Here is a 26919-nt window from a genome sequence, read left to right on the forward strand (position 1 = left end):
ATCACGCCTCAGGGCTTGGCGATGTGCCAGACGCCGCCCTTGCCATCGCCAGTGACCTCACCGGCCCTGGTGTCATTCTTGAAGGTGTAAAGCGGCTTGCCGCCGTAAGCCCACTGCCGGCTTTTGTCATCACGGGTGATCACCGTCCACTTGCCCTCGGCCGAACTGTCGGCTTCAGCGGCAAGCGGCGGCCAGTTGATCGCACACTGATCATTGCAGGCGGATTTGCCCGTGCTGTCCTTGTCGAACGTATACAACGCCATGCCTTTATGATCGACCAGCTTGCCGTCCTGCTCCATGGCAGGCTCGGCCGCGAAGGCCATTCCGGATGATGCAAGGGCCGCGGCAGCCAGCAGACATTTGAATGCAGTAGAGACATTAGCCATCGGGTACATCCTCTTTTTTATCGTTGAAATGAGTTCAAGACAGCTCACCCAGCTTAGTCGGCCAGGGGCATGCGTGATAGCCTCATCCCAACCTGTCACACGACTGCAATAATTCCGTTATCTAATGCGCCCCAAGACAGTTAAATGACACGAGGTTCAAGCATGGTTGGCAGGAGCATTCTGATCGTTGACGACGAAGCGCCTATTCGCGAAATGATCGCCGTTGCGTTGGAAATGGCCGGCTATGACTGTATTGAAGCCGAAAACTCTCAGCAGGCCCACGCGATCATCGTTGATCGCAAGCCGGACCTGATCCTGCTCGACTGGATGCTGCCCGGCACCTCTGGTATCGAACTGGCGCGCCGCCTCAAGCGCGATGAGCTGACCGGGGATATCCCGATCATCATGCTCACGGCAAAGGGCGAGGAAGACAACAAGATCCAGGGCCTGGAAGTGGGCGCTGACGATTACATCACCAAGCCGTTCTCGCCCCGCGAACTGGTGGCGCGCCTCAAGGCCGTGCTGCGTCGTGCCGGCCCGACAGACGGTGAAGCGCCCATCGAAGTCGGTGGCCTGCTGCTCGATCCCATCAGCCACCGAGTCACCATCGATGGCAAACCCGCAGAAATGGGCCCGACCGAATACCGCCTTCTGCAATTTTTCATGACCCATCAGGAACGCGCCTATACCCGTGGTCAACTGCTCGACCAGGTCTGGGGCGGCAATGTCTATGTCGAGGAGCGCACGGTGGATGTTCACATTCGCCGCCTGCGCAAAGCCCTGGGTGACGCTTATGAAAATCTGGTACAAACCGTGCGCGGCACCGGCTATCGCTTTTCCACGAAAAGCTGACAGTCGTTCTCGCAGACACAGGGCACTGGCCAGCGTGCACCAGACAAGGATTTACCCTTAATTGAACCAAAATTGGCATGGCACGCTGATACGCCACATGTTGTTGCTGGTCACTGCCTGCCTGCTGGTCGGCCTGATCAGTGGACAGTATGGCTGGAGCCTGTCCATCGGACTGGGCCTGTATCTGGCCTGGACCCTCAAGCAACTGCTGCGCCTGCATGAGTGGCTGAGCAGCCACAAGGCTGACGAACCGCCACCGGACGGCTACGGTCTGTGGGGCGAAGTCTTCGACAGCATCTATCACCTTCAGCGCCGCGACCAACGCGTACGCGGCCGCCTGCAGGCCGTGATCGACCGCGTCCAGGAATCCACCGCCGCCCTCAAGGACGCGGTGATCATGCTCGACAGCGAGGGCAACCTGGAGTGGTGGAATCGCGCTTCCGAAACCCTGCTGGGCCTCAAGACGCCGCAGGACAGCGGCCAGCCGGTAACCAATCTGGTGCGTCACCCACGCTTCAAGGAATACTTTGCCCAAGGCAATTACGCCGAGCCGCTGGAAATTCCTTCGCCCACCAACGATCACTTGCGCATCCAGTTGTTGATCACCCGTTACGGCAACAACGAACACCTGATGCTAGTGCGCGATGTCACGCGCATCCACCAGTTGGAACAGATGCGCAAGGACTTCGTTGCCAACGTCTCCCATGAATTGCGCACACCGCTGACGGTGATTTTCGGCTATCTGGAAACCCTGCTCGACAACGTGGACGAAGTGAATCCACGCTGGGTACGGGCGCTGCAACAGATGCACCAGCAGGGCGGGCGCATGCAGACACTGCTCAACGACCTGCTGTTGCTGGCCAAGCTCGAAGCCACTGATTACCCGTCGGACAACCACCCAGTGGTCGTCAGCAAGCTGCTCAAGACCATCAAGGCCGACGCCAACGCCCTCTCAGGCAGCAAGAATCAGCAGATCAGCCTCAGCATCGAGAGCGAGATGCTGCTCAAGGGCAGTGAAACCGAGTTGCGCAGTGCGTTCTCCAACCTGATCTTCAATGCGGTCAAGTACACGCCCGCAGAGGGCACTATCCGTATCCGCTGGTGGACAGACGAGCGTGGCGCGCACCTGAGCGTGCAGGATTCGGGGATCGGTATCGAAACCAAGCATCTGCCGCGTCTGACCGAGCGCTTCTACCGGGTCGATACGAGCCGTGCATCGAATACCGGAGGAACAGGGCTGGGGCTCGCGATCGTCAAGCATGTGCTGCTGCGTCATCGCGGCACCCTTGAAATCAACAGCGTGCCGAACAAGGGCAGCGTTTTCACCTGCCATTTTGCCACCAGCCAGATGTCCAATCCCGAAAGCGACGACTCAGACTACTAGGCAATCGCTTGCACAGCCGCTACATTGCCGGGTTCATGGCGCTTTTCCGGCGCAGCTTCACACCCCATTTGTTAGAACGGACCCCGTAAAACCCCACCATGGACCCTTCCCCTAGTTTCGACCTGTCTTCACTCTTCGCCGACTTCGGCATGATTCTTTTTGCGCTGTTCCTGGTTCTGCTCAACGGTTTTTTCGTTGCGGCGGAATTTGCCATGGTCAAACTGCGTTCCACGCGGGTCGAGGCGATTGCCGACAAGAACGGCTGGCGCGGACATATCCTGCGCAAGGTTCACGGCCAGCTGGACGCCTACCTGTCGGCCTGTCAGTTGGGTATCACCCTCGCCTCCCTGGGGCTTGGCTGGGTCGGTGAGCCGGCCTTCGCTCATTTGCTGGAGCCGCTGCTGAGTGCGATGGGCGTCGATACGCCGGAACTGGTCAAGGGCATTTCGTTCTTCACGGCCTTCTTCATCATTTCGTACCTGCACATCGTGATCGGTGAGCTGGCGCCCAAATCCTGGGCTATCCGCAAACCCGAGCTGCTGTCGCTGTGGACCGCTGCGCCGCTGTACCTGTTCTACTGGCTCATGTACCCGGCAATCTACCTGCTCAACGCCAGCGCCAACGCGATCCTGCGTATTGCCGGCCAGGGCGAGCCCGGTCCGCATCATGAACACAGTTACAGCCGCGACGAGCTGAAACTGATTCTCCACTCCAGCCGCGGCCAGGACCCCAGCGACCAAGGCATGCGTGTGCTGGCCTCTGCCGTGGAAATGGGCGAGCTGGAGGTCGTGGACTGGGCCAACTCCCGCGAAGACATGGTCACGCTTGATTTCAACGCACCGCTCAAGGAAATCCTTGCGCTGTTCCGTCGCCACAAGTTCAGCCGCTACCCGGTGTACGACGCCGAACGCGGCGAGTTCGTCGGCCTGTTGCATATAAAGGATCTGCTGCTGGAACTGGCGGATCTGGATCACCTTCCCGAGTCGTTCAACCTGGCCGAGCTGACCCGTCCGCTGGAACGCGTTTCCCGGCATATGCCGCTGTCACAACTGCTTGAGCAGTTCCGTAAGGGCGGCGCGCACTTCGCGGTGGTCGAGGAAGCGGACGGCAAGATCATCGGCTACCTGACCATGGAGGACGTGCTCGAAGTGCTGGTAGGCGACATTCAGGACGAGCACCGCAAGGTGGAGCGCGGCATCCTGGCCTATCAGCCGGGCAAGCTGCTGGTGCGGGGCGATACGCCGTTGTTCAAGATCGAGCGCCTGCTGGGCATCGACCTGGACCATATCGAAGCCGAAACCCTGGCAGGGCTTATCTACGAAACGCTCAAGCGGGTGCCGGAAGAAGAAGAGCAAATGGAAGTCGAAGGCCTGCGCATCATCATCAAAAAGATGAAAGGCCCCAAAATCGTGCTGGCCAAGGTATTGAAACTGGATTGAAGCGCAATGCTACGCAGATCCTGTGCGACACGTGATGGAGGGAGTGAGCCTGCTCCCGAACGCGTTTGCCCAGACAAACAGGTTGCTAATTCCCGCCCACCGCGAAGTTGGGCAGGCTCTGCACGGGCTGGTTAAACTCGTAAGGGATTGAGACCAGTTCATGGCCGGTGTTGCGCTGCACGACGAAGTGCAGGTGCGGACCGGTGCTGTTGCCGGTATTGCCCGAGCGTGCCAGCGGGCTGCCGACGCTGACCCGCTGCCCTTCAGCAACACTGACCGAGCCGCGCATCAGGTGCAGGTAGACGCCCATGGTGCCGTCGTCATGCAGGATGCGTACAAAGTTGCCGGAAGCGTTCGCGCCCCTGCCTGACTGGCCGTTCTCGATCTTGATCACCGTGCCGCCACGCGCCGCGATGATCGGTGTGCCTTCAGGCATGGCGATGTCCATCGCGTAGCGCCCCTTGATGCCATAGTGGCTGTATTTGCCACCTGGCCCTTGGGTCAGGCGAAACGGACCGCCCACCCACGGCAGCGGATAGCGGTAGAGCTGCGCCGTGCTTCGTGGGTCGCCCAGGGTCGAGGTCAGCATCGAGGCATAATTCATCGCCTTGCCTGCAACCTTTGGGCTCAGCACCACCACACGCTCGTTGGTACGCGCCGGAATCGTGCGACGAAGAGTCGTGGACGAACCTGACACGCCCAGTACGTTCTTGACGCTGGACAGCTTCAGCTCCACCTCGACCGGCGCATGCAGGTCATTACGCACATACAGACTGTGAACACCCTTCTCCCGCTTGATGCTCAAATGCACCTGCTGCTCGATGCGCTCGACCATCCGGTCCCGGAAAACCAGCACGGAAGCACCGGGCGAAGATCGGTCCGAGAACGAAACGACGCCGTCGGCATCGGTGGTTTTATAGATCGTGATCGCCCAGGCAGCGGGAGCAGCCACGGTCAGGACGATCAGGATCAACAGGCGTTCGAGCATCAGGAGAGTCTGGTTCATGGACAATGGTTGCCAAGCCTAGCAGCGTTGCAGGCAGAAAAGGACATAGCGGTTTCAATTGGCAACAGCATGGGCGTCAAGAAATACACGCCATTGGGTCGCGGTGCCGCATGACCGGCCCGGCGCCACGACAAAGGCCTCATGATTTGCCGTAATCCTTCAGGTAAGTCACGGAGAACTTCGCGTCCGGGAAGTCCAGCTTGAGGCGTGGCAGAACGAAACCGCCGCAGGAGCGACAGGTGTCCATCACCGTAAACACCTTGATATGGGTCAATCGCGTCGAAGCCAAGTCCTCCTTGAGCACGGTAGCGATCAAACGCTCGGAATCCACCTGTCGGCCGAACTCCCTGACCACCAGACGATCAGCGTCTCTGACCACCGGCAGGCTGGTGAAACCCGGATCCGGCAGACGCCCGGCCATGCGTGCTCGTGCATCACGAAACACCACGCCGTCGATGACGCGTTCAGCGCTTTCAGCCAGATCGAACTGCAACTTCAGAGCCTTGGCCTTCAGCCCGCCGGACAGCGCGTAGTAGACCATCCGCTCACCCGACTCGGTGTACACCTGGACAAAAGACAGGTTGGCACCCTTGACCTGGTCGAGGATATTTCTCGCGGCTTTGGGTGTCACGACACTCTGCACATTCAACATCTCCCACTTTGCCTTGGAGCCCTGTACCGGCATAAGGCGGTTGAGGATATCCACAATGTGCTGCTGCTCGGGAAGGGTTCGCTCGGCAATTTTTCTGAAATCCGGGATGCTGGCCCTGGCGAGGTCCACGAACCGTTTCTGAATCGCTTCACCCGACAACACATCGCTGGCGATCCTGAGCAACTCGTTTCTCTGCTGGCTGGCCTGGCACCAACTGGCGTAGTCGTCATAAGTCTTGATCTGTCTGCTCCACGAGACGTGCCACGACGCCCGTTCAGACTCGTCGACCAGATCGAACAGCAGGCGCGCGATATTTTCCTGGTCAATGACCGCATCGGGGCGCTCTCGAAACACCCGGTATTGCTCCGACAGCCGGATGAAGGTATTGATCTCATCGGCGTCCTCGACACGGGAGAACCTGAGGTTCAGGTCACCCACTGCAGAGGGTGTTCGGGCTTTGTAGAACACACCCGTGTCGGCCTCCACGAAGATCCAGTCCTGCCCGGCAATCTCCATGCGAATGCCACGCAAGGTCCGCGTGTCCTGAACACCCGACGCCACAGCACCCAGCTCAACGACCGGAACATGCTGATAGATGGACCCGGAGTCTTCGAGCCCGAAGTTCTCCGGCAGCCCCAGAAGATGATCGTTTGCCAGTGAGCCTTGCAACTCCGGCAGATAGGCTGGCGTTTCCGGTAACGAAAGCAGCGCACGTTCACGCTCCGAAAGAGGCACAACTGCCTTGCCCGTCGCGACTGAGGCTTGCGACGATGTCGATGCCTGGGCTTCGACCGGCTCGGACCATTTGCAATATTTGCCCTCGTTGACGAACACATCGAGATCTTGCGCTCCGCCATCACTCACCAAAGACTGCCTGTCGAGGGTGAACTCGCGGGCATCCATGGCATGGCTGGGGTATTTGCCAGTGCGTTTGGGTGATGTGGAACCCGGCTGCACGGGTTCAGGAGCTGGTGTAGCCAGCTTGACGCCCGTAGCACAAGGCACTGACATCAGGTCACGGCGTACCCGGCACAGGTTCTCCGTCTCTCTCAACGTTTCGGTCGTTGATGAAAGCCTGGCGATCGGTCGCTTGCGCAGTGCGGCATTCGGGGCGTCAGCGTCAAGATGGTACGCATGGCCATCAATCAGGATGTCGTGCTCGCCTTCCGCTCTTTTGATTGCGCTTACGCTGCAGCGTCTATCGATACGAGCCTCATGAAAGCCGTCTTCCACCGACGTGATCGGCAGCACAGGCGGGTAGCGGTCGGGACCGATGCTGTCTGCCGCCGACAGAACGGAAAACTCCGGGGACTGTGCAGAGGACAAGGGAGTCAGTCTTTTTCCGAAAACACGGTCGGCTTCCGGATCAAGCAGCCTGAAATCCGGCTGCTGCGCCGTACCGACATCACGTACGGCCATTGAGGAGCGACCATCGACCACAGCCCGACTGTCCGATGCAACGCGCCGGGGCTGCCAAGGGTGCTGGGGCGTATCCAGAATGCGGTACATGCCTTTATCGAGGCTGAATGTACTTTCCATCACCGCCCGCGATGCGAAGATCGCTTTCAACGATGGCACGGCCTCAAGCAGCTTCGAGAGACCGAACCGGCCCAGTTTGATGCCGACCTTCAACACATCACGCACCAGCACTGCTCCGCTCTGCTCGGCCAGGCCCACGATCAGGCGCCCGACCGCCTTGACGGTCAGGCGCGTGACGGACCAGACACTCATCTCCCCGGCGCGCAGCACGATGCGCGCCGTCGAACCCGCAAACTGCCCCAGCGGCACCAGTGCAAATGCGATATCGATCACGCAGCCGACAATGACGCCGGCTGAATGGTCACCGCTCTCCAGATCCTTGATGCAGCTGTAAAACGGGACGATGAAGCGGGCAATGGCGTCCGCGTACTCACGTTCCCTGGCCCAGATACGCTCCCAGTTCGTTTCGTGCTGGTGCTCGGTTTTGCTTTTTTCCAGGAAGCCTGCGAGCAAGTGGCTCGCCGCAGCAGCGGCCAGCGCAGCCACGCTGGTCTGCTCATTGGCAGCGGTCAAGTAAACCAGTTCGCCGGAAGGCACCAGCGTGCCTTGGGCAGGGGTGTGAATCTCTGTAATGACGCGCGACACGGTGCCCGTGAGGTAGGCGTCACTGTCCATGGGCAGTAACGGCGTGGTCCTGGCTTCTTCGATGCGACGTTGATGCGCGTCACGCAGGTGAAACGCCTCAGGGATCGAGATCGGGTGGGACCATGTGACGCCGTCGACGGCGTAAGTGAAGCGCTGGCTGACTTCACGTGCGACGCCAGCAGCCGGGATCAGCTCGAAAAAGAACTCGCTGACCGAATGACCTTTGAAATCGTTGCGATGATCACCGCGCTGACAACGCAGGAAAAGCCCTTGGGTGCCTTCTTCTGAGCCAAACCGGACCCGACTGATCTCACAGGTCGCGCTCAACAGCATGTCACGCGACTCCGGCTGCATCTCGTTCACCAGCCTTTTGATGACCTCGGTTTGCGCGCTGACCAGTGCCTTGCGGAAGGTATCGAACGCGCTGGCGTAAGCCTCCGGGATCGTCGGCGTGCCAGGGATGTAAGCCTCTCCCATCATCACCAGCTCCAGAACCGTGGCTTCGGGCTGCCCCACTGCCGTCAAGTGGTCGACTGAATAGGAAAAGGCAATCGTGAAGCCATGGTCCTGCAAGACCGGCCAATGATCGATCTTGACGGCCTGGTCCCACAGCCAGCGACCGACGCCTGCGTCCTGCAGCATTTGCTGCGCAAGCTTTCGGCGGTCCGGCGGCTTGATCGACAGCAGGCTGTTCAATTCCTGTGCGTGCTGCTCCTGCTGCGCCTGCACATGGCTCAGTGCCTCGCTGATTTGCGTGGCGGATGCTTGAAGGACATCATTTGTACCCGACCACCGGACGACGCCGTGGGCAGTGGCATAACGCAGGGCCGGAACCGTCAAAGCAGTGGCCCATAACGTATGCACTTCAGGATCTTGCGACTGACTCAAGTCAGCGCTGACCTTGATCAGCTCATCGTAAGGCGTCGTGACCGACAGGCCGGGCGTCATGGCCTCGATCAGCGCAACCCCGTGAATGAACGCCACACTCTGTAAGGATCGCCCGTATTGCAGGTGATCAGGCACACCCTCCACCAGCAGCTCCGGCATCGCCTCGCGCAACACCAGGTAATGCAGCAAGTCCACGGTGCTCGTCGTTGCGTCAGGCTGTCGATAGCGAATGAGCATCTTGACCCGCTCGCTCAGTTGCCGATGGCTGTAGTTCAGTACCCATTCGCTGCGAAGACTCGTTTCAAGGGATTCGCCGTCCGCTTCCGGAGCCCCGAGGAAATAATCAATGATCGCTCGCCCCGCCAGTGCCTGCGTGATGCGCGGTGAAGCGCCTTCATCGGTGCGGCTTGTGTACCAGTCCATCCTGTCGAGCATGGGAGAGAAGGTCGATTCAAACCAGGACGTATGTATCAGGGCATGCCAGGTCTCACGGGCCGACAGACGCAATACACGGTCTGCCCCATCGGATCGGCACAGCACCTCGATCCCCATCCGGGCAAACAGCTGGTTGGCATTGCGTAGCGGGCTCCAGGCATCGAGGCGTGGAACAGTGGCATTCAAAAGCTGCGAGCCAGGAAGCGCCTCGCTCAGTTGAAGGCTCGACTCCAGGTCCGAAAACAGTAGCAACGACGCCAGCAGAATGGCCGACTCAAACGCCAGCCCCGTGTGCTCGAAGCTCAGCCTGATCGCCAGAGACAGCGCTCGCATGCCGGGGGCCTGTCGCGCCTCGGCCACGGCAGACGCTAGCCATTGCTCATTGTCGGGATCCACCACGTAACCGGCCAGTTTGCCCAGGTAGCCTACCCGTGTTGCCAGCGAGGTCGGCGTCGCAAGGTCCATCTGTAAGTCGTCCAGCAAACCGTCGTCGCCAAGTGCACCCTTCAGTGACGACGTGAACGACGACCAGAAATCGTTCCTCTCCAGCCCCAGGTTGAGCCAGTCCAGCACATCACGGTCACGGTACTGGGTGGTCGGGATCAGACCTGAAAAGCTTTCGCAAAACAGACTGATCGCATCCTGCCCGGTGTCCGTGTGGGTCGCGGCATGCCATGCAGCCAGACCGTTGTAGAGCGTCTGTGCCGGGCTCAAGGCAACCCATTGAGCAATCGGCACCAGCCGGGCGCCCCGCCTGAATTGCACCATCCACAAGCGTAAATCGTCCGGCACCGGAACAAGCAGCTCGCCCAGCTCGGAAAACTCGTCCTGCCCCAGAACGACACTTCCTCCCCAGAACGGCAAGGTCACATACAGGTAGTTTTCCAACTGTGCCCGAGCCTTATCGGTTACGACGACCGACTCATTCAGCCAGGCAATACGGGCGAAGAATTGATGCATCAGCCAGGCACTGACGTCGGCTTCGGGCACGTGCAACGTGTCAGCGCACAACTGGCGCGCCTTGTCGCTTTGATAAAGCAGAGACAGCTTGCGCTCCTGCTCGGCATTCGGTTGGGCCAGACCGTCGGTCAAAAAGCGGATGTCGTCGCCGAGCAGGTGATTGAGGACCCGTCGAACCGTTCGGAAGTGGTCTTCGGGCACCACGTCGCTGTTGGACAGATCGGTCACTGGCAGATTCGGGTCAAGTGCAACCGCCACATTGAAGAGCAATTGACGGGTATCAAGCGTGAGAATGTTCGATTGAAGCGATGGCATGTGTATACGTTCCAGAAGCTCACAGGACGTGAGGGTTCTGGAAAAACTAAATAGAAGTCGCTGCGTGCGGAAAAGAGGAAAACGGGTACAGAAAGGCACCGAAAAATCACACAGCCCTGTCAGGCAGACGCAGATGTTGCCGTCAAAGGCATGCAAGCACGATGAGGAACGATGTGATCGGCAACAGGACCCTATCACCGGCTGCCATCACTGTGCCGCTGAAGCACAGCGATGACGTAAAGTCGGACATAGACGCCGGAGCGGCAATCAGGCGCCTGGAACGAAGTGTTTCTGTGCCGTGCCGCGTGCAATCAGGCGTGACAGGTAATCCATCTTCTGCGCGTCCTGGTCGACGAAACGGAAGATCACTTGTAGCCAGTCGCTGTCGGGCTTCTGCTCGAAGGCTGCTACCGAGTGCAGGTAACCGTTCAAGCGCGCTGTCTCATTGCTCTCGCCCTGCTCCAGGTCCAGCACGGCGCTGTCGAGAACTTGCGGCAGGTTATCGCTGCGACGCACGACCAGCGACGCTTCCTTCAGGGTCAACGCCTTGATCACGCAGGACTGAATGCCGTTAGGCAAACGCAACTGACCTTGTCCACGACCGGTAGGCTCCGCCGTCTTTGCTGCGACGGGGGGTGCCTTGGCAATCCCGCCTGCCGCCGGGGCAGCCGCAGGTGCGGCGCGAACCACTTCGGCCTTGCCGCCGGTCAGCGCGCTCAGCGAGTCGTTCAGTGGAGAGTTCATGCGGGCCGGGGCGGTGGACATGACCGCGTCCAGCTTGCCGACCTTGGCCAGCGCTTTCTTGACCTTGGAAAGCAGTTGCTCGTTGGTGAACGGCTTGCCGACAAAGTCACTGACACCGGCCTGAATGGCCTGCACGACGTTTTCCTTGTCGCCACGACTGGTCACCATGATGAACGGCACGGTTTTCAGGTAGTTGTCTTGCGAACGGCACCAGGTCAGCAGCTCAAGGCCGGACATCTCTGGCATTTCCCAATCGCACAGAATCAGATCGAACGTCTCTTTGCTCAGCAACGCCTGGGCTTTGCGACCATTGACTGCGTCCTCGGTATGAATCCCGGGAAAATAATTGCGCAGCCCTTTCTTAACCAAGTCGCGAATGAACGTCGCGTCATCCACCACCAATACACTGACCTTACTCATCGACGCTCCTGCGGACGTGTTCACCCTGGAGGCGAACTGCAAAATGCCAACACGCCCTTTGTTTCGGCAAGCATAGCGTTGACCAGTAGCCAACTGCCATATTGATTGACTGCGCCATGGGATTTAATCCGCAGGCGACTGAGAATGTACGTCTGCACAACGAAAAACGCCCGGCAAGTGCCGGGCGTTTTATTGCAGGCAATCTTACTTATCGTCAGCGTCGTCCGGAACATTAGCCTTTTCGCTCGCAGAGATGCCCTGCACTTCTTCCTTCATGCGCTTGAGGCCCATGTGACGCACGTCAGTGCCGCGAACCAGATAGATCACCAGCTCCGAGATGTTGCGTGCGTGATCGCCGATTCGCTCCAGCGAGCGCAGCACCCAGATGACGTTCAGCACGCGGGAGATCGAACGCGGATCTTCCATCATGTAGGTCGCCAGCTCACGCAGGGCCGTCTTGTACTCCCGATCGATGGTCTTGTCGTACTGAGCCACCGACAACGCGAGCTCCGCATCGAAGCGGGCGAACGAGTCGAGGGCATCACGCACCATGTTGCGAACCTGATCGCCGATATGCCGCACTTCGACGTAGCCGCGTGGCGATTCGCCCTCCTCGCACAACTGAATCGCACGGCGAGCGATCTTGGTGGCCTCGTCGCCGATGCGTTCCAGGTCGATCACGGACTTGGAGATGCTGATGATCAGACGCAGGTCCGAAGCCGCAGGCTGACGACGGGCCAGAATGCGCAGGCACTCTTCGTCGATGTTGCGCTCCATCTGGTTGATCCGGTCGTCGACTTCACGAACCCGCTGGGCCAGGCCCGAGTCGGCTTCGATCAGCGCCGTGACCGAATCGTTGACCTGCTTCTCGACCAGGCCACCCATTTCGAGCAAATGGCTGCGAACGTCTTCGAGTTCAGCGTTGAACTGTTGGGAAATGTGATGCGTGTGGCTGTCTTTGTGGATCATGCTGGGTGTCCTTGGAACGTCCGGTTAATTGCGAAAACGCAGCGGTGGTTCAGGTCTGACGAAGCACGTCCTAGCCGTAACGACCGGTGATGTAGTCTTCAGTCTGTTTTTTGGCCGGGTTGGTGAACAACGTATCGGTGTCACCGAACTCGACGAGCTTGCCCATGTACATAAACGCGGTGTAATCCGACACCCGAGCCGCCTGCTGCATGTTGTGAGTAACGATCACAATGGTGTATTTGGATTTCAGTTCGTAGATCAGCTCTTCGACTTTAAGGGTCGAAATAGGGTCGAGTGCCGAACAGGGTTCGTCGAGCAGCAGGACTTCCGGCTCCACGGCGATGGTTCTGGCAATGACCAGACGCTGTTGCTGACCGCCAGACAGGCCCAGTGCCGACTCATGCAGTCGATCCTTGACCTCATCCCACAGGGCAGCGCCTTTCAAGGCCCACTCGACCGCTTCGTCGAGTACGCGCTTTTTATTGATCCCTTGAATGCGCAGTCCATAGACCACGTTTTCATAGATCGTCTTGGGAAACGGGTTCGGCTTCTGGAACACCATGCCGACGCGACGGCGCAACTCGGCGACTTCCTCGCCCTTGGTATAGATGTTGTGACCGTACAGATTGATCGCGCCCTCGACGCGGCAGCCATCCACCAGGTCGTTCATGCGGTTGAAGGTGCGCAACAATGTGGACTTGCCGCAACCCGACGGACCGATGAACGACGTCACCTTCTGTTTGGGAATGTTCAGGGCGATGTCGAACAGCGCCTGCTTTTCGCCATAGAACAGATTGAGCCCCGGCACTTCGATCGCCACGGTTTCGTCGGCCAGGTGTAGGCCTTGCTTGTGACGCCTCAGTGCCGACATGCTCATGCCGTGAGTCGGGCTTTCGTGTTGCATGGATTGCTCCTGTGCGAACCATTCGTTTCATCGAGCCGCCCGCCTTGCGGGAGGGGGCGGCACTCGGGGATCAGTTGTCGAGCGCCTTGTACTTTTCTCGCAGGTGATTGCGAATGCTGACCGCCGACAGGTTGAGCAAGGCGATGACCAGCACCAGCAACAGCGCCGTGGCGTACACCAGCGGGCGAGCAGCCTCGACGTTGGGACTCTGGAAGCCCACGTCGTAAATGTGAAAACCCAGGTGCATGATCTTCTGATCCAGATGCAGATAGGGGTAATTTCCGTCCAGTGGCAACGATGGCGCCAGCTTGACCACGCCGACCAGCATCAAGGGCGCAACTTCGCCGGCGGCACGGGCCACCGCCAGAATCAGTCCGGTCATCATCGCCGGGCTGGCCATGGGCAACACAATCTTCCACAACGTCTCGGCCTGGGTGGCTCCCAAGGCCAGCGAACCTTCTCGCAGGGTCAGCGGAATCCGCGCCAGCCCTTCTTCGGTCGCCACGATCACCACCGGAACCGCCAGCAGCGCAAGCGTCAATGACGCCCACAACAGACCCGGTGTACCGAAGGTCGGCGCCGGCAGCGCTTCGGGGAAGAACAGCCGATCCACCGAACCGCCCAGCACGTAGACGAAAAACCCCAGGCCGAACACCCCGTACACAATCGCAGGCACGCCGGCGAGGTTGTTGACCGCAATCCGGATCAGGCGGGTCAGCGGGCCCTGACGGGCATATTCACGCAGATACACGGCCGCCAGCACCCCGAATGGCGTAACAATGATCGCCATGATCAGGGTCATCATCACCGTGCCGAAAATGGCCGGAAAGATGCCGCCCTCGGTATTGGCTTCACGAGGGTCATCGCTCAGGAATTCCCAGAGCTTCTTGAAATAGAAACTCAGCTTGGTGACCGTGCCCATCGCGTTGGGCTGATAGGCATGCACCACCTTGCCCAGGCTGATCTCGATTTCCTTGCCGCTGGCATCGCGCGCCGTGAGGCTGTCGCGATCAAAGGCCTGATGCAGCGCACTGAGGCGATCTTCGATGGCGGCGTAACGGGCGTCGAGTTCTGCACGCTCGACCGCCATATCGGCCTGAGCGGCGGCATCCAGCCTGCCATCGAGTTCCAGCTTGCGAGCCTGAAGGCGCAGATGCTCGATGCCATGATTGATGGCGCCGATGTCTTTCTTTTCCAGTGCATACAGTTCGTCAGCAAGCTTTTCAACGCGCCTGATGCGCTCCTGCAAGGTCGGCCAGGCCGCTTCGCCTTCGGCGACGACCCGTCCACCCTCTTTTACATTGACCAGATAGCCATAGAAGTTGCCCCACTCGCGACGCTCCAGTGTCATGAGTTCGGCGGGCCGGCTTTCATCCGTCAGCCATTCGCCGATCACCCAGGTAAAGTCACTGGGGTTGAGGTCTCGATTACCAACCTTGAACAGCTCACGGGTCATGAATTCTGGGCCTGACTCGGGCACCGGCAGACCGGCATCCTTCAAGCGCACACGCGGCACCTGTTCCTTCTCGACCAGCTCGCCCACCAGCACATGCTTCGCCTGGCCGGGCACGTCGTATTGCGCAGCAATCACATCGGCGGGCCAGAAATGCCCCAGACCGCGCACGGCAATCACGGCCAGCAGGCCGATGGTCATGATCACAGCGATGGAAACGGCACCCGCACTCATCCAGACGCCGGGGGCGCCGCTTTTGAACCAGCCGTTGAGGGAGTTCCTTTTCACGAACTTCTACCTTTCTTAAAGCGACGAGTATTTCTTGCGCAGGCGCTGACGAATCAGCTCTGCGACGGTGTTCATGACGAAGGTGAACATCAACAACACCAACGCCGCCAGAAACAACACTCGATAATGACTGCCGCCCACTTCCGATTCAGGCATCTCCACGGCGACGTTGGCCGCCAGCGTGCGCATGCCCTCGAACAGGTTCATGTCCATGATCGGCGTATTGCCGGTCGCCATCAGCACGATCATGGTTTCACCCACTGCCCGGCCCATGCCAATCATCAGGGCGGAGAAAATGCCCGGGCTGGCGGTCAGGATCACGACGCGCGTCAGGGTCTGCCAAGGCGTAGCGCCCAGCGCCAACGAGCCGAGGGTCAGGCTGCGCGGCACACTGAACACCGCATCTTCGGCAATCGAATAAATGTTGGGGATCACGGCAAAGCCCATCGCCAGCCCGACCACCAGTGCGTTGCGCTGGTCGTAGGTAATGCCCAGGTCGTCACGTATCCAGCCGCGCATGTCGCCACTGAAGAACCAGTTTTCCAGATGCGGACTCATGCTCAACGAGAACCAGCCCACCAGCAGAATCACCGGAATCAGAATCGCGCTTTCCCAGCCGTCGGGTACGCGCAGGCGGATCGAATCCGGCAGACGCGTCCAGAAAAAGCCTGCCAGCAGAATGCCGATGGGCGTCAACAGCAACAGGCTGAAAATGCCCGGCAGATGAGCTTCCAGATAAGGAGCCAGAAACAGACCGGCGAAAAAGCCGAGAATGACCGTAGGCATCGCTTCCATCAGCTCGATAACCGGCTTGACCTTGCGGCGCATGCGCGGTGCCATGAAGTAGGCGGTGTAGATCGCGGCAGCGACTGCCAGCGGTGCGGCCAGCAGCATGGCGTAGAACGCGGCCTTGAGCGTGCCGTAGGTCAGCGGTGCCAGGCTCAGCTTGGGCTCGAAATCGCTGTTGGAAGCGGTGGATTGCCAGACGTACTTGGGCTCATCGTAGTTTTCGTACCAGACCTTGCCCCACAACGAACTCCAGGACACTTCCGGGTGCGGGTTATCCAGTGTGAGCGGCAACAGGGTACTGCCGCTTTCCACCAGCACCTGATTGGCCCGAGGCGACAAGGCCAGAATGCCAGGGCCATCCACGACCTGATCGACCAGCAGGGTGCGGTGCGCGGTGCTGTGGAAAACCCCCAGCCTGCCCGACGCGTCCAGTGCGATGAAGCCTTTGCGACGTTGCTCGGGTTTGATCTGCACGATGGGTGCACCGCCCATTTTGAAATCCCGAACGCGCATCAGGCGCTGCTCGCCGTCGGTGTCGCGGGCCATGAACCATTGAGTCATGCCGCCCTTTGAGTTGCCGATGATCAACGAAATACCGCCGACCAGTTGCGCGCTGGCGGTGGTTTCGGCGTTGCCGTCTTCCAGCAGTTTGTAGCGCCCGTTCAGCGTGCGGTCACGCAGACTGAACACGTCGGCCTGCGCACGGCCGTTGATCACATACAACCAATGCTGGCGCGGGTCGATGTAGATGGCTTTGACCGCAGCGGACATCTGCGGCAGTTCGATACGGCTCTGCTCGCGGGTCACTTCGCCCGTCATCATGTTCTCGGTCTGATCGAGCGCCATGACATGCAACTGAGTACCGGTAGAGCCCGCCACCTTGAGGCTTTCGCCATCGGCGCTGATCGTCACGTGTTCGACGGCACGCCCGGCTTCATCCAGCACCAGCGGCGTCTCGCCGAAAGGCCAGGCAACGCTTGGCGTAATGGTTTTCTGGTTGTTCGGATAAGTGGTCAGATAGGAATGCCTGAACACCAGCACCTGACCATTGGACAGGCCCAGGGCAATCAGCGGCGCGCCAGGCTGGTCCTTGCCGATAGACACCACACTCGCCCCGGCAGGAACAGGCAGAACGATACGCTGCAGCTGCGCGCCGTCACTGATATTGAAGAACACCACTTCACCCTTGTCGGAGATACGCATCCCGATCTGGTTCTGCTCTTCAATGGCGATCATCAGCGGCTTGCCGGCGTCCTGCAGCCAGGGCGCATTCAGTGGCGCAGCAGCGGTCAGGCTCGCGCCCTTGAACAGCGGCGCCACCACGTAAGCGAGGTAGAAGAAAATCAGGGTGATCGCAGCCAACACCGCCAGACCACCGATGGCGACATACCAGTGAGTCAGGCGATCCTTGAACGCGCGAAAACGACGCTTGCGCAGCATCGCAGGCGTATTGAAGTCAATACGCTCTGGAGGTGAGTCCTGATTCATTACGGCTTTAGCCAACTCATTCATGCGCACACACCGTAGCGGCCTTGTATTACAGAAACATTACAGAAGAGTGACGCAAGAAAGCCCGCTGCCCAGGAAAACCGGCGGCGGACTGTTCAACGTGTGACAAGGCCAGTCCATTGAGCCTCGTTAATGCGTCTGTTACTTCGCTGCCATTGCGGCGGCACCCTGCAGGCCGAGGTCGGTCAACGCTTTCTCGACCACGCGGGCGGGCAGCGGAATGTAGCCATCTTTCATGACCACTTCCTGACCCTGCCTGGAGAGCACCAGCTTGATGAATTCGGCTTCCAGCGGTGCCAGCGGCTGATTGGGTGCCTTGTTCACGTAGACGTAAAGGAACCGGGACAGCGGGTAAGTGCCGTTCAAGGTGTTGGCTTCATTGTCTTCGACAAATTCTGCGCCTTCCTTTTTCGCCAGCGGAACCGTTCTGACATTCGAGGTCTTGTAGCCAATGCCCGAGTAACCGATGCCATTCAGCGAGTTACTGATCGAACTGACCACCGAGGCTGAACCTGGCTGTTCGTTGACGTTGGGTTTGAAGTCGCCTTTGCACAAGGCCTCTTCCTTGAAATAACCGTAGGTGCCGGACACCGAGTTGCGGCCGAACAACTGGATCGGCTTGCCCGCCAGATCGCCAGTCACCCCAACATCGCCCCAGGTCTTCGCATCCGCCCTGGCACCACACAGGCGCGTCACCGAAAAGATCGCATCGACCTGCTGCAGCGTCAGGCCCTTGATCGGGTTGTCCTTGTGAACAAACACCGCCAGCGCATCCACCGCCACCGGAATGGCCGTCGGCTTGTAACCGTGTTTCTGCTCGAATGCCGACAGCTCGCCGTCTTTCATCCTGCGGCTCATCGGGCCCAGATTGGCCGTGCCTTCGGTCAGCGCGGGCGGGGCTGTCGATGAGCCAGCAGCCTGAATCTGGATGTTCACGCTCGGGTATTCTTTCTTGTAAGCCTCGGCCCACAAGGTCATCAGGTTGGCCAGGGTGTCGGAGCCGACACTGGAGAGATTGCCCGACACACCGGAGGTCTTGGTGTAGGCCTTGATGGCGGGGTCGACGGCAGCGAACGAACTGGCAGCGGCAACTCCGGCCGCAGCGAATGTCAGTGCAGTCATCCAACTCTTGAGTGTCATGCCTTGCGCTCCTGGCAGGGTATGTAGGGATCCAGACCCGTTGTGGCGGGTCTTGTGACCACTCTATGAATTGATTGTGACAATAAGATGAAAAGGCCATCACCCTTGCTCAGGGGATGGCCTTTACCGGACTGCCGCGTCGAGCTGACGTATCAGCGCTTTTTCGAAATCAGGTAGACGCCGATGGCCATGCCCACGCCACACAGGATGGCCACGTACCAGGCCGGTCCCATCGGGCTGCTCTTGAGCATGAACGTCACGACCATCGGGGTGAGGCCGCCGAAAATTGCATACGCCAGGTTGTAGGAAAACGACAGACCCGAGAAGCGCACGACAGGCGGGAAGGCCTTGACCATCACATACGGCACCGCACCGATGGTACCCACGAACAGACCGGTGACCGCGTAGAGCGGAAACAGCACGCCAGGGTTGTCGGCAAGGATGTGATAGAAGGTCCAGGAACTCGCCAGCAGGCCAGCACAGCCCAGCAGAAACACCCATCCGGCGCCGACGCGGTCAGCCAGTGCACCCGCCGCGATACAGCCAATGCTCAGGAAGACGATGGCCAGGCTATTGGCTTTAAGCGCCGTGGCAGCCGGAAAACCGTAGATGGTCTGCAAAATGGTCGGGGTCATCAGAATCACGACGATGATGCCGGCCGACAGCAGCCAGGTCATCAGCATCGACAGGGCAACCGCACCGCGATGATCACGCAGCACAGCCTTGAGCGGGACTTCTTCAGCCAGCGCCTTGCGCAGCTGCAGTTCGGCGAAAACCGGCGTCTCGTGCAACAGGCGACGCAGGTACACCGACATCAGGCCGAACACGCCGCCCAGCAGGAAAGGAATACGCCAGGCGTAGTCCGCGACCTCGACAGGGCTGTAGACCGTGTTGATCGCCGTGGCGACCAGCGAGCCCAGCAGAATGCCAGCCGTCAGACCCGCCGTCAGGGTGCCGCAGGCATAACCGATGTAGCGGGCCGGCACGTGCTCGGACACGAACACCCAGGCGCCAGGTACCTCACCACCAATCGCCGCACCCTGAATGACGCGCATCAGCAGCAGCAGAATCGGTGCCCACATGCCGATCTGTGCGTAGGTCGGTAACAGGCCCATGATCAGGGTCGGAACGGCCATCATGAAAATGCTCAGGGTGAACATTTTCTTGCGCCCCAGCAGGTCACCGAAGTGCGCCATGATGATGCCGCCCAGCGGGCGTGCCAGATAACCGGCAGCAAAAATGCCGAAGGTCTGCATCATGCGCAGCCAGTCAGGCATATCCACCGGGAAGAACAGTTTTCCGACCACCGCCGCGAAAAACACGAAAATGATGAAGTCGTAGAACTCCAGCGCGCCACCCAGGGCGGAAAGCGACAACGTCTTGTAATCGCTGCGGGTCAACGGTCGCGACGGCTGCGCGGTACTAGAAGAAACAGATGACATGACAAGGCTTCTCTTTACTTGTTCCGAAAGGGCATGCGACAGCGACGCTGGCTGCGGCAGGGTAGCGTGCAGAAGCGATTGTCCGGGCAACTGTGCAGATAGGCACCAAAATTGCGTGTACAGGCAGTCTTGTCACCTGTAGAGGTCCAGCAAGATAACAAATTGTCTCAAAAAATACCTGGCAAGAACGTCGCAGAGGCAAAAAGAGAACCCGACGGTCGTTCTATGACGCAACGCCCGATATACTCGCAGGCTGTCAACCGCAACGGGAATTTGTGCGAAAACGTCTGAATCAGCGGTTTTCGCAGAGTTTCCCTCAAGGGCCATCCCGGCAGCGGAACATACAATGTTCACGTGCAAGGGGTTGAATGGCGCCTGTCAACCGCGGCAAAAAATAATAGAGTCATGGGTCAGAGGCACCCTAGGCATGATCGAGCTCGAACAAGAAGATCCAACTCCGCAAGGCGACCTTGCGCTGCAAATCACGGCACTTCCCCGTGAAACCAACGGCTTCGGCGATATATTCGGCGGCTGGCTTGTGTCCCAGATGGACCTGGCAGGTACGGCCATGGCCAGCAAAGTGGCAGGCGGACGTGTCGCCACGGTGGCGATCGATCGCATGGCTTTTCTGGTACCGGTGGCCGTCGGCGAACAGCTGTCTTTCTATACGCGCACCCTCGAAGTCGGACGCACCTCGATCAAGATGATGGTCGAAGTGTGGAGCGATGACCCTGTCACCAGCGAATGGCGCAAAGTCACTGAAGCGGTGTTCGTCTTCGTGGCCATTGATGCCAGTGGCCGTACGCGTTCGGTTCCCGCGCGCCGCTGAACAGGCCCTGCCTGAGAGCTGGCGCCTGCAAGGGTTGCGGCCTCTCGGGTAAACTCATACCGTCCATAACGGTCTGATTTCGTCACGGCCCTTGAGTGAGAGATTTCGCATGTCTACATCCCCGATTGAATCCAGTGTTGAACCCGTCCGGTACGATGAGCTGAACTGCTGGCGCATTCGTCATGGCGATGTAGAACTGGTCGTCGCTCAGCAAGGCGCGCATATCCTCAGCTACCAGCGCGACGGCCAACAGCCTCTGGTCTGGCTGAACGAAGAAGCGGTCTTCAAGCAGGGCAAACCGATTCGCACGGGCATGCCGATCTGCTGGCCGTGGTTCGGCAATCTGGAACGCAACCCGGAAAGTGTGCAGGCGATGCGTCAAAGCGACGAGCCTGCCAAGGCTCACGGCGAAGTCCGCGCACTGGATTGGGAGCTGCTGGGCGTCGGCGAAGATGGCCCCGCCTTGCTGGTGGAATTCATATTGCCGCAGGCTGAAGGTAAATTGCCGGGCTGGCCGCACAATGTGGCGCTCAAGCTGAGCATTCGTCTGGACGACGCGTTGAATGTGAGTCTGGTCAGCTACAACTGTGGCACAGAACCCGTCACGATCAGTCAGGCGCTGCACACCTACTTTGCGGTCAGCGACTCACGCCAGGTCAGCGTCGAAGGGCTGGACGGTTTGCGCTACATCGAGACCCTGGAGAATTGGGAAGAACGTGAGCAGACGGGCGACCTGACGTTTACCGGCGAAACCGACCGCATCTATCTGGACACGCACGGCTTGCTCAGCATCGTCGATCCGCAGTGGCAGCGCCGTATCCAGATTCACAGCACCGGTTCAAACTCGGCCATTCTGTGGAACCCTTGGATTGACAAGACCGCTCGATTCACCGACATGGCGCCGGACGGCTGGCAACGCATGGTCTGCGTCGAAACCGCCAACGTCATGAGTGACGTGGTAACGCTGGCCCCGGATGACCTGCATACTCTCGGTGTAAGCATCTGGAGCGAACCGCTCTAGACCGGCAGAGCGTCAAAGGTCCGATTCGACAACGACACGGACCTTGGCTGCATCCATCGCATAGGCCGCATCTGCCAGATCGTTACTGATCTTCTCGACCTTCAACGTGCCTTCGACCCACAACGGCGTGTAGATATCATCCAGCTTCAACCCCTTGGGGTAGCGCACCAGCACCATCTGATTGGGTGGCGGTGGCGGTACGTGAATACAGGCACCCGGATAAGGCACGAGAAAAAACAGCGTGCTGTGGCCTTTGGCATCGGTTTCGAGGGGCACGGGATAACCGCCCAGACGAATGCTTTTGCCATTCATCGCGGCGACTGTCTTGGTGGAATACATGACGGCAGGCAAGCCCTTGCTCTGCTTCAATCCGCCCTTGCTGTCGAAGGTGCCCATGGCTTCGGGGGAATTGTGATCAATCTCGGGCATTGCCTCGAGGGCCTTCTGGTCCGACTTTGGCATGAGTTCCAGCCAGTCGGTTTCCGGCATCTGGGCCTGTACGAGTCCGGATACCAACAGCAAAGTCATTAACAGAAAGCGACGCATGATAGTGCTCGGCAAGAGGAGAAAGAACTGCCGCGCATTCTAGCCCTCTGCGCAATACAAAACAGAGGGCTGACGCTGGATTATCAGCGCTTTTTGATCATGCCGTAGATGACCAGCAGTATGATTGCACCCACCAGTGCACCCAGGAAACCTGCGCCTTCGCCCGCCTGATAGATGCCCAGAGCCTGGCCACCGTAAGTCGCAGCCAACGAACCGGCGATACCCAACAGAATGGTCATGATCCAACCCATGCTGTCGTCACCCGGCTTGAGGAAACGAGCCAGCAGGCCGACGATCAAGCCAATGAAGATGGTTCCGATGATACCCATGCCATTTCCCTCTGTATGAATTGAACGTGCCACGACCCAATGCAGCCTTGGCTTACTGCTATCTGAGAACGGCGACAGGGAATGGTTCCGGGGAAATCAGGATTGGGGTGGGATGAGGCAAATGATCGCGCCTCACACTCTGCGCTTGCCGTGCTGCACACGATCACTGGATAACTGCGAACCTGTGGGAGACGGCTTGCCAGCGATGCGTTTTCAGCCAGCTTTCAGTGACTGGACGGACGCTATCGCCGGCAAGTTGGCTCCCACGCTACCTGTATTCAGCCAGCCGGTACCGCATCAGACCCGCTTCCCTACCCTTCATGACATGTGCGCAGAGTATTGGCACGATCAAAGAACGGAGCGCTCGCTCAGCCCTTGATCAACGCCTCGACCAACTTGACCTGACGGTCCAGCGTGGCGCGGTCGTGGCTGCGGACGGTGGCGTGACCGACCTTGCGCCCTGTCTTGAACGCCTTGCCGTAGTGATGCAGGTGGCAGTCTTCAACCGCGATCACCTTGTCCACGGCCGGCACTTCACCGATGAAGTTCAGCATTGCGCTCTCGCCCACCTTGGCGGTGGAGCCCAGCGGCAGACCGGCAACGGCGCGCAGGTGGTTCTCGAACTGGCTGCACTCGGCACCTTCGGTCGTCCAGTGGCCGGAGTTGTGCACGCGTGGTGCGATCTCGTTGGCTTTCAGGCCGCCATCGACTTCGAAGAACTCGAATGCCAGCACGCCCACATAATCCAGCTGCTTCAGCACGCGACCCGCGTAGTCTTCAGCCAACGCCTGCAGCGGGTGATCCGTGCTGGCGATGGACAGGCGCAGGATGCCGCTGTCGTGGGTATTGTGGACAAGCGGATAGAAGCGGGTTTCGCCATCGCGTGCACGCACGGCAATCAGCGACACTTCGCCGGTGAACGGCACGAAGCCCTCCAGCAGACAAGGCACGCTGCCCAGTTCGGCGAAAGTGCCGACCACGTCAGCGGCCGAGCGCAGAACCTTCTGACCCTTGCCGTCGTAACCCAGCGTGCGGGTCTTGAGAACGGCTGGCAGACCGATGCTGGCTACCGCAGCGTCCAGGTCGGCTTGCGACTGGATGTCCGCAAAGTCAGGCGTCGGAATGCCCAGGTCCTTGAACATGCTTTTCTCGAACCAGCGGTCACGCGCAATGCGCAACGCTTCAGCGCTCGGGTAGACCGGCACGAACTGCGACAGGAACGCCACGGTCTCGGCCGGAACACTTTCGAATTCGAACGTCACCAGATCGACTTCATCGGCCAACTGGCGCAGGTGATCCAGATCACCGTAATCGGCACGCAGATGCTCGCCCAATGCCGCCGCACAGGCGTCCGGCGCGGGATCGAGGAAGGCGAAGTTCATGCCCAGCGGAGTACCCGCCAGAGCCAACATGCGGCCCAGTTGGCCGCCACCGATTACACCGATCTTCATGGAAAAACCTCAGGCGTGGCGTGGGTCTGGATTGTCCAGGACGCTGTCTGTCTGCTCGGCGCGGAATTTCTTCAGCGCAATATGGAATTGCGGGTGTTTGGCGCCCAGGATGCTCGCCGACAGCAGAGCCGCATTGATCGCGCCGGCTTTGCCGATGGCCAGCGTTGCTACAGGAATACCGGCAGGCATCTGCACGATGGACAACAGGGAATCGACACCCGACAGCATCGAAGACTGCACTGGAACCCCCAGCACAGGCAGATGGGTCTTGGCGGCGCACATGCCCGGCAAGTGAGCGGCACCGCCGGCACCGGCGATGATCACCTCGATACCACGGCCTTCCGCTTCGTCGGCGTACTGGAACAGCAAATCCGGCGTGCGGTGCGCAGACACCACTTTCACTTCGTAAGGAATGCCGAGCTTTTCCAGCATGTCGGCGGTGTGGCTAAGGGTGGACCAATCGGACTTGGAGCCCATGATCACGCCAACCAGTGCGCTCATCGTCGTGCCTCTCATCGGGCGCCCGCAGGCGCGTCTAAAAACAACAAGCCACGCAGGAGGACCGGCGTGGCTTGCTGTACGAATAATGACCGATTCAACCGGCCAAAGGCCGCGCAGTATACCTCAAAGCGACCGGATGACAGCCCCCCTGGCGACCATCCGTAAAAGGTTTTTACAAACGCCGCAGACCCACAAGCCAGAGACGCACATGAAGCGCCAAACGTCCTGCACATTCAAGTGCCCGGGGACTACTGCGGGGATCGCCAATTCCGATTTACGGAACGCGACAACTGCCATTAGCTCTTGATACCGGCCCGCATCGGGTCGCCATTCCAATGACCTACTCAAGGATGAGTAACCATGTTGATTACCCACGCAAGATACCTGTTATTGATTGCCATCTTTTCGCTCTGCCAGCCCACGCGGGCAGACCATGGCGACCACGTCGATCACGCCACTACCAAACGCCCGCTGTTTCTATTCCTGCTGGTTCACGATGACGTGCAGGAACGCAACAATGAGCGATTGGCCCACGATTACTTTTCCTGGCTGGTAAAGGACCTGGAAAGCTTTACGGATCGACGCGTCGTTCTGGAGTTCGTGCGCAATGTGCCCGGACTTACGGATTTCAGTTACAAAGGCGAGCAGCTCGATGCTGTCTGGAATCCTTGGCAGCACAACATCGATCAATACCTGAATCGCAATAACCTGCCGCGCAATGGCACCACCAAATACGTGTTGCTGACTCAGGACAGAATCAACTCGAGCATTCTGGGGTTTACGATTTCAAACGCCTACACCGGCATCGCCTCGCTGGAAACATTCACGGCACCCGCGCACGAACTGGGCCACATGCTGGGTGGCGCCCATGATGCGGCCGAGGTGATCTACCGCAAGGGCTGGTGGTGTGAAACCAACATCTTCGATGTCCGCAATAGCCTGCGCGCCAATTGCTATGTGTACAGCGACGAAAACAAGGCGCGCATCACCGAGCACCTGAGCCAGTTCCCCTGAATCGCGCGCAGGCCGCTCATCCGCACGCAGAGGCGGCCTGCGTCATCAGGACTCTGGCGCCGCTGCGCTTTCCAGTTTGCGCCATAGCAGCCGGACATTGGCCTTGCGCACCAGCGCGCAGCGGTACAGGCGGATTTCCAGCGGTACATGCCATTCCGGCCCGCCGCACACCACCAATTCACCCCGCGCCAGTTCGGCACGGACACTCAATTGCGGCACCCACGCGATGCCCAGGCCTTCCAGCGCCATGCTTTTAAGGCTGTCGGCCATGGCCGTTTCGTAAACCGTGGTGAAACGCAGGTTGCGCTGGCGCAGCAACATGTTCACCGAGCGTCCCAGAAAGGCACCGGCGCTATACGCCAGCAGCGGCACGCTGGCCTCGCCGTCCATGTCGAACAGCGGCTGTCCCTGAGCGTCGGCGGCGCAGACCGGAAGCATCTGCGTCTGCCCCAGGTGCAGCGATGGAAAGATCTCGGCATCCATTTGCAACGCCGCGTCGGGGTCATAGAACGCCAGCATCAGGTCGCAGCCACCTTCGCGCAAGGCATGCACAGCATCGCCGACATTGGTCGCCACCAGACGGGTGGCAATGTTCAAGCCCTCGTTGCGAAGCTGGGCGATCCAGCGCGGAAAAAAGCCCAGCGCCAGAGAATGCGCGGCAGCGACCTGCATGACCTCGCCCTGCCCGCCTTCCAGATGGTGCAGGTGACGCACCACTTCGCCCAGTTGCTCCACCACCGTTCGGGCCGTGACGAGAAACAGTTGCCCGGCAGCCGTCAGCTCGACCGGCGTGCGCGAGCGGTTGACCAGCGTGAGCCCGAGCGCGGCCTCAAGGCTGCGGATACGCCGACTGAACGCCGGTTGCGTCACGAAACGACGCTCGGCGGCCTGGGAAAAACTGCGGGTTGCAGCCAGGGCGCTGAAGTCCTCCAACCATTTGCTTTCCAGATTCATCAGGTCCTCCCGGACAACGGCTGACTGCATCAACAGGCGACTGCGGTTAGAGACGATTTCTTTTGCGATGGCGCTACAAAAACCTTTTACGTCCCGTCCACGACAAGAACATGTGAAGGTGCGACATTTTGTCCCCTTTACGCACGACACAAAAGCCGAGTCACACACCTGTTAT

At 59.5% G+C, this 26919-nt stretch carries 21 protein-coding genes; 6 read left to right on the plus strand and 15 right to left on the minus strand.

Annotation, left to right across the window (positions count from 1 at the left end; genetic code table 11):
- Window positions 1–8: 8 nt before the first annotated feature.
- Window positions 9–386: a COG4315 family predicted lipoprotein gene (locus tag KDX39_RS10110; protein WP_231660241.1), complete on the minus strand. Its 378-nt coding sequence runs from the start codon at window positions 384–386 to the stop codon at window positions 9–11.
- Window positions 387–548: 162 nt separating this feature from the next.
- Here KDX39_RS10110 and phoB point away from each other — a divergent pair, with 162 nt between their 5' ends.
- The 3 genes from phoB (at window position 549) to KDX39_RS10125 (ending at window position 4061) form a co-directional block, all read left to right on the plus strand.
- Complete coding sequence (phoB, locus tag KDX39_RS10115; protein WP_004881608.1) at window positions 549–1238, plus strand: phosphate regulon transcriptional regulator PhoB; 690 nt, start codon at window positions 549–551, stop codon at window positions 1236–1238.
- 61 nt (window positions 1239–1299) lie between these two features.
- Complete coding sequence (phoR, locus tag KDX39_RS10120) at window positions 1300–2622, plus strand: phosphate regulon sensor histidine kinase PhoR (protein WP_257107942.1); 1323 nt, start codon at window positions 1300–1302, stop codon at window positions 2620–2622.
- 98 nt (window positions 2623–2720) lie between these two features.
- The gene (locus KDX39_RS10125; protein WP_099231236.1) at window positions 2721–4061 is read left to right on the plus strand and encodes a hemolysin family protein; all 1341 of its coding nucleotides are present in this window, start codon (window positions 2721–2723) and stop codon (window positions 4059–4061) included.
- 85 nt (window positions 4062–4146) lie between these two features.
- On the opposite strand, the gene KDX39_RS10130 is transcribed toward KDX39_RS10125, so the two are convergent.
- From KDX39_RS10130 to KDX39_RS10170, 9 genes are all read right to left on the minus strand, one after another.
- Window positions 4147–5049, minus strand: a complete 903-nt coding sequence (locus KDX39_RS10130) for a peptidoglycan DD-metalloendopeptidase family protein (RefSeq protein ID WP_231660523.1) — start codon at window positions 5047–5049, stop codon at window positions 4147–4149.
- Window positions 5050–5206: 157 nt separating this feature from the next.
- The gene (locus KDX39_RS10135; RefSeq protein ID WP_231660243.1) at window positions 5207–10441 is read right to left on the minus strand and encodes a deaminase domain-containing protein; all 5235 of its coding nucleotides are present in this window, start codon (window positions 10439–10441) and stop codon (window positions 5207–5209) included.
- 267 nt (window positions 10442–10708) lie between these two features.
- Entirely contained in the window at window positions 10709–11605 is an 897-nt protein-coding gene (locus KDX39_RS10140; protein WP_099231234.1) for a response regulator, read from the minus strand.
- Between the two features lie 204 nt (window positions 11606–11809).
- Window positions 11810–12574: a phosphate signaling complex protein PhoU gene (gene phoU, locus KDX39_RS10145; RefSeq protein WP_231660244.1), complete on the minus strand. Its 765-nt coding sequence runs from the start codon at window positions 12572–12574 to the stop codon at window positions 11810–11812.
- Window positions 12575–12644: 70 nt separating this feature from the next.
- Window positions 12645–13478 carry a phosphate ABC transporter ATP-binding protein PstB gene (gene pstB, locus KDX39_RS10150; protein WP_024694904.1) on the minus strand — a complete coding sequence of 278 codons (834 nt, stop codon included), beginning with the start codon at window positions 13476–13478 and terminating at the stop codon, window positions 12645–12647.
- Window positions 13479–13548: 70 nt separating this feature from the next.
- Entirely contained in the window at window positions 13549–15165 is a 1617-nt protein-coding gene (pstA, locus tag KDX39_RS10155) for a phosphate ABC transporter permease PstA (RefSeq protein WP_231660524.1), read from the minus strand.
- A gap of 69 nt (window positions 15166–15234) precedes the next feature.
- Window positions 15235–17520, minus strand: coding sequence for an ABC transporter permease subunit (locus tag KDX39_RS10160; protein ID WP_231660245.1), 2286 nt, complete (start codon window positions 17518–17520; stop codon window positions 15235–15237).
- 138 nt (window positions 17521–17658) lie between these two features.
- Window positions 17659–18657, minus strand: a complete 999-nt coding sequence (locus KDX39_RS10165) for a phosphate ABC transporter substrate-binding protein PstS family protein (RefSeq protein WP_099231228.1) — start codon at window positions 18655–18657, stop codon at window positions 17659–17661.
- 152 nt (window positions 18658–18809) lie between these two features.
- Window positions 18810–20099, minus strand: a complete 1290-nt coding sequence (locus KDX39_RS10170) for an MFS transporter (RefSeq protein WP_184322493.1) — start codon at window positions 20097–20099, stop codon at window positions 18810–18812.
- A gap of 427 nt (window positions 20100–20526) precedes the next feature.
- Between KDX39_RS10170 and KDX39_RS10175 the strand changes: the two genes are divergently transcribed.
- On the plus strand, window positions 20527–20928 hold the full coding sequence (locus KDX39_RS10175; RefSeq protein ID WP_099231224.1) for an acyl-CoA thioesterase: 402 nt from the start codon (window positions 20527–20529) through the stop codon (window positions 20926–20928).
- Window positions 20929–21037: 109 nt separating this feature from the next.
- Window positions 21038–21949, plus strand: a complete 912-nt coding sequence (locus tag KDX39_RS10180) for a D-hexose-6-phosphate mutarotase (protein WP_231660246.1) — start codon at window positions 21038–21040, stop codon at window positions 21947–21949.
- A 12-nt stretch (window positions 21950–21961) separates the two neighbouring features.
- On the opposite strand, the gene KDX39_RS10185 is transcribed toward KDX39_RS10180, so the two are convergent.
- The 4 genes from KDX39_RS10185 to purE all read right to left on the minus strand — a co-directional run bounded on the left by KDX39_RS10185 (window position 21962) and on the right by purE (window position 24776).
- Window positions 21962–22495 (minus strand): DUF3299 domain-containing protein, encoded by a 534-nt coding sequence (locus KDX39_RS10185; RefSeq protein ID WP_231660247.1) that lies wholly within the window; start codon window positions 22493–22495, stop codon window positions 21962–21964.
- An 83-nt stretch (window positions 22496–22578) separates the two neighbouring features.
- Entirely contained in the window at window positions 22579–22824 is a 246-nt protein-coding gene (locus KDX39_RS10190) for a GlsB/YeaQ/YmgE family stress response membrane protein (protein ID WP_004881638.1), read from the minus strand.
- A 368-nt stretch (window positions 22825–23192) separates the two neighbouring features.
- Window positions 23193–24275 carry a 5-(carboxyamino)imidazole ribonucleotide synthase gene (locus tag KDX39_RS10195; protein WP_069142578.1) on the minus strand — a complete coding sequence of 361 codons (1083 nt, stop codon included), beginning with the start codon at window positions 24273–24275 and terminating at the stop codon, window positions 23193–23195.
- A gap of 9 nt (window positions 24276–24284) precedes the next feature.
- Window positions 24285–24776, minus strand: coding sequence for a 5-(carboxyamino)imidazole ribonucleotide mutase (gene purE, locus KDX39_RS10200; protein ID WP_231660248.1), 492 nt, complete (start codon window positions 24774–24776; stop codon window positions 24285–24287).
- A gap of 360 nt (window positions 24777–25136) precedes the next feature.
- On the opposite strand from purE, the gene KDX39_RS10205 reads away from it, so the two are divergent.
- Complete coding sequence (locus KDX39_RS10205; RefSeq protein ID WP_231660250.1) at window positions 25137–25790, plus strand: hypothetical protein; 654 nt, start codon at window positions 25137–25139, stop codon at window positions 25788–25790.
- Between the two features lie 45 nt (window positions 25791–25835).
- Here KDX39_RS10205 and KDX39_RS10210 read toward each other — a convergent pair whose 3' ends face one another.
- Complete coding sequence (locus KDX39_RS10210; RefSeq protein WP_231660252.1) at window positions 25836–26744, minus strand: LysR substrate-binding domain-containing protein; 909 nt, start codon at window positions 26742–26744, stop codon at window positions 25836–25838.
- Window positions 26745–26919: the final 175 nt, after the last annotated feature.

The sequence above is a fragment of the Pseudomonas sp. CDFA 610 genome, assembly GCF_021147865.1.
GTDB classification, from domain to species: Bacteria; Pseudomonadota; Gammaproteobacteria; order Pseudomonadales; family Pseudomonadaceae; genus Aquipseudomonas; species Aquipseudomonas alliivorans.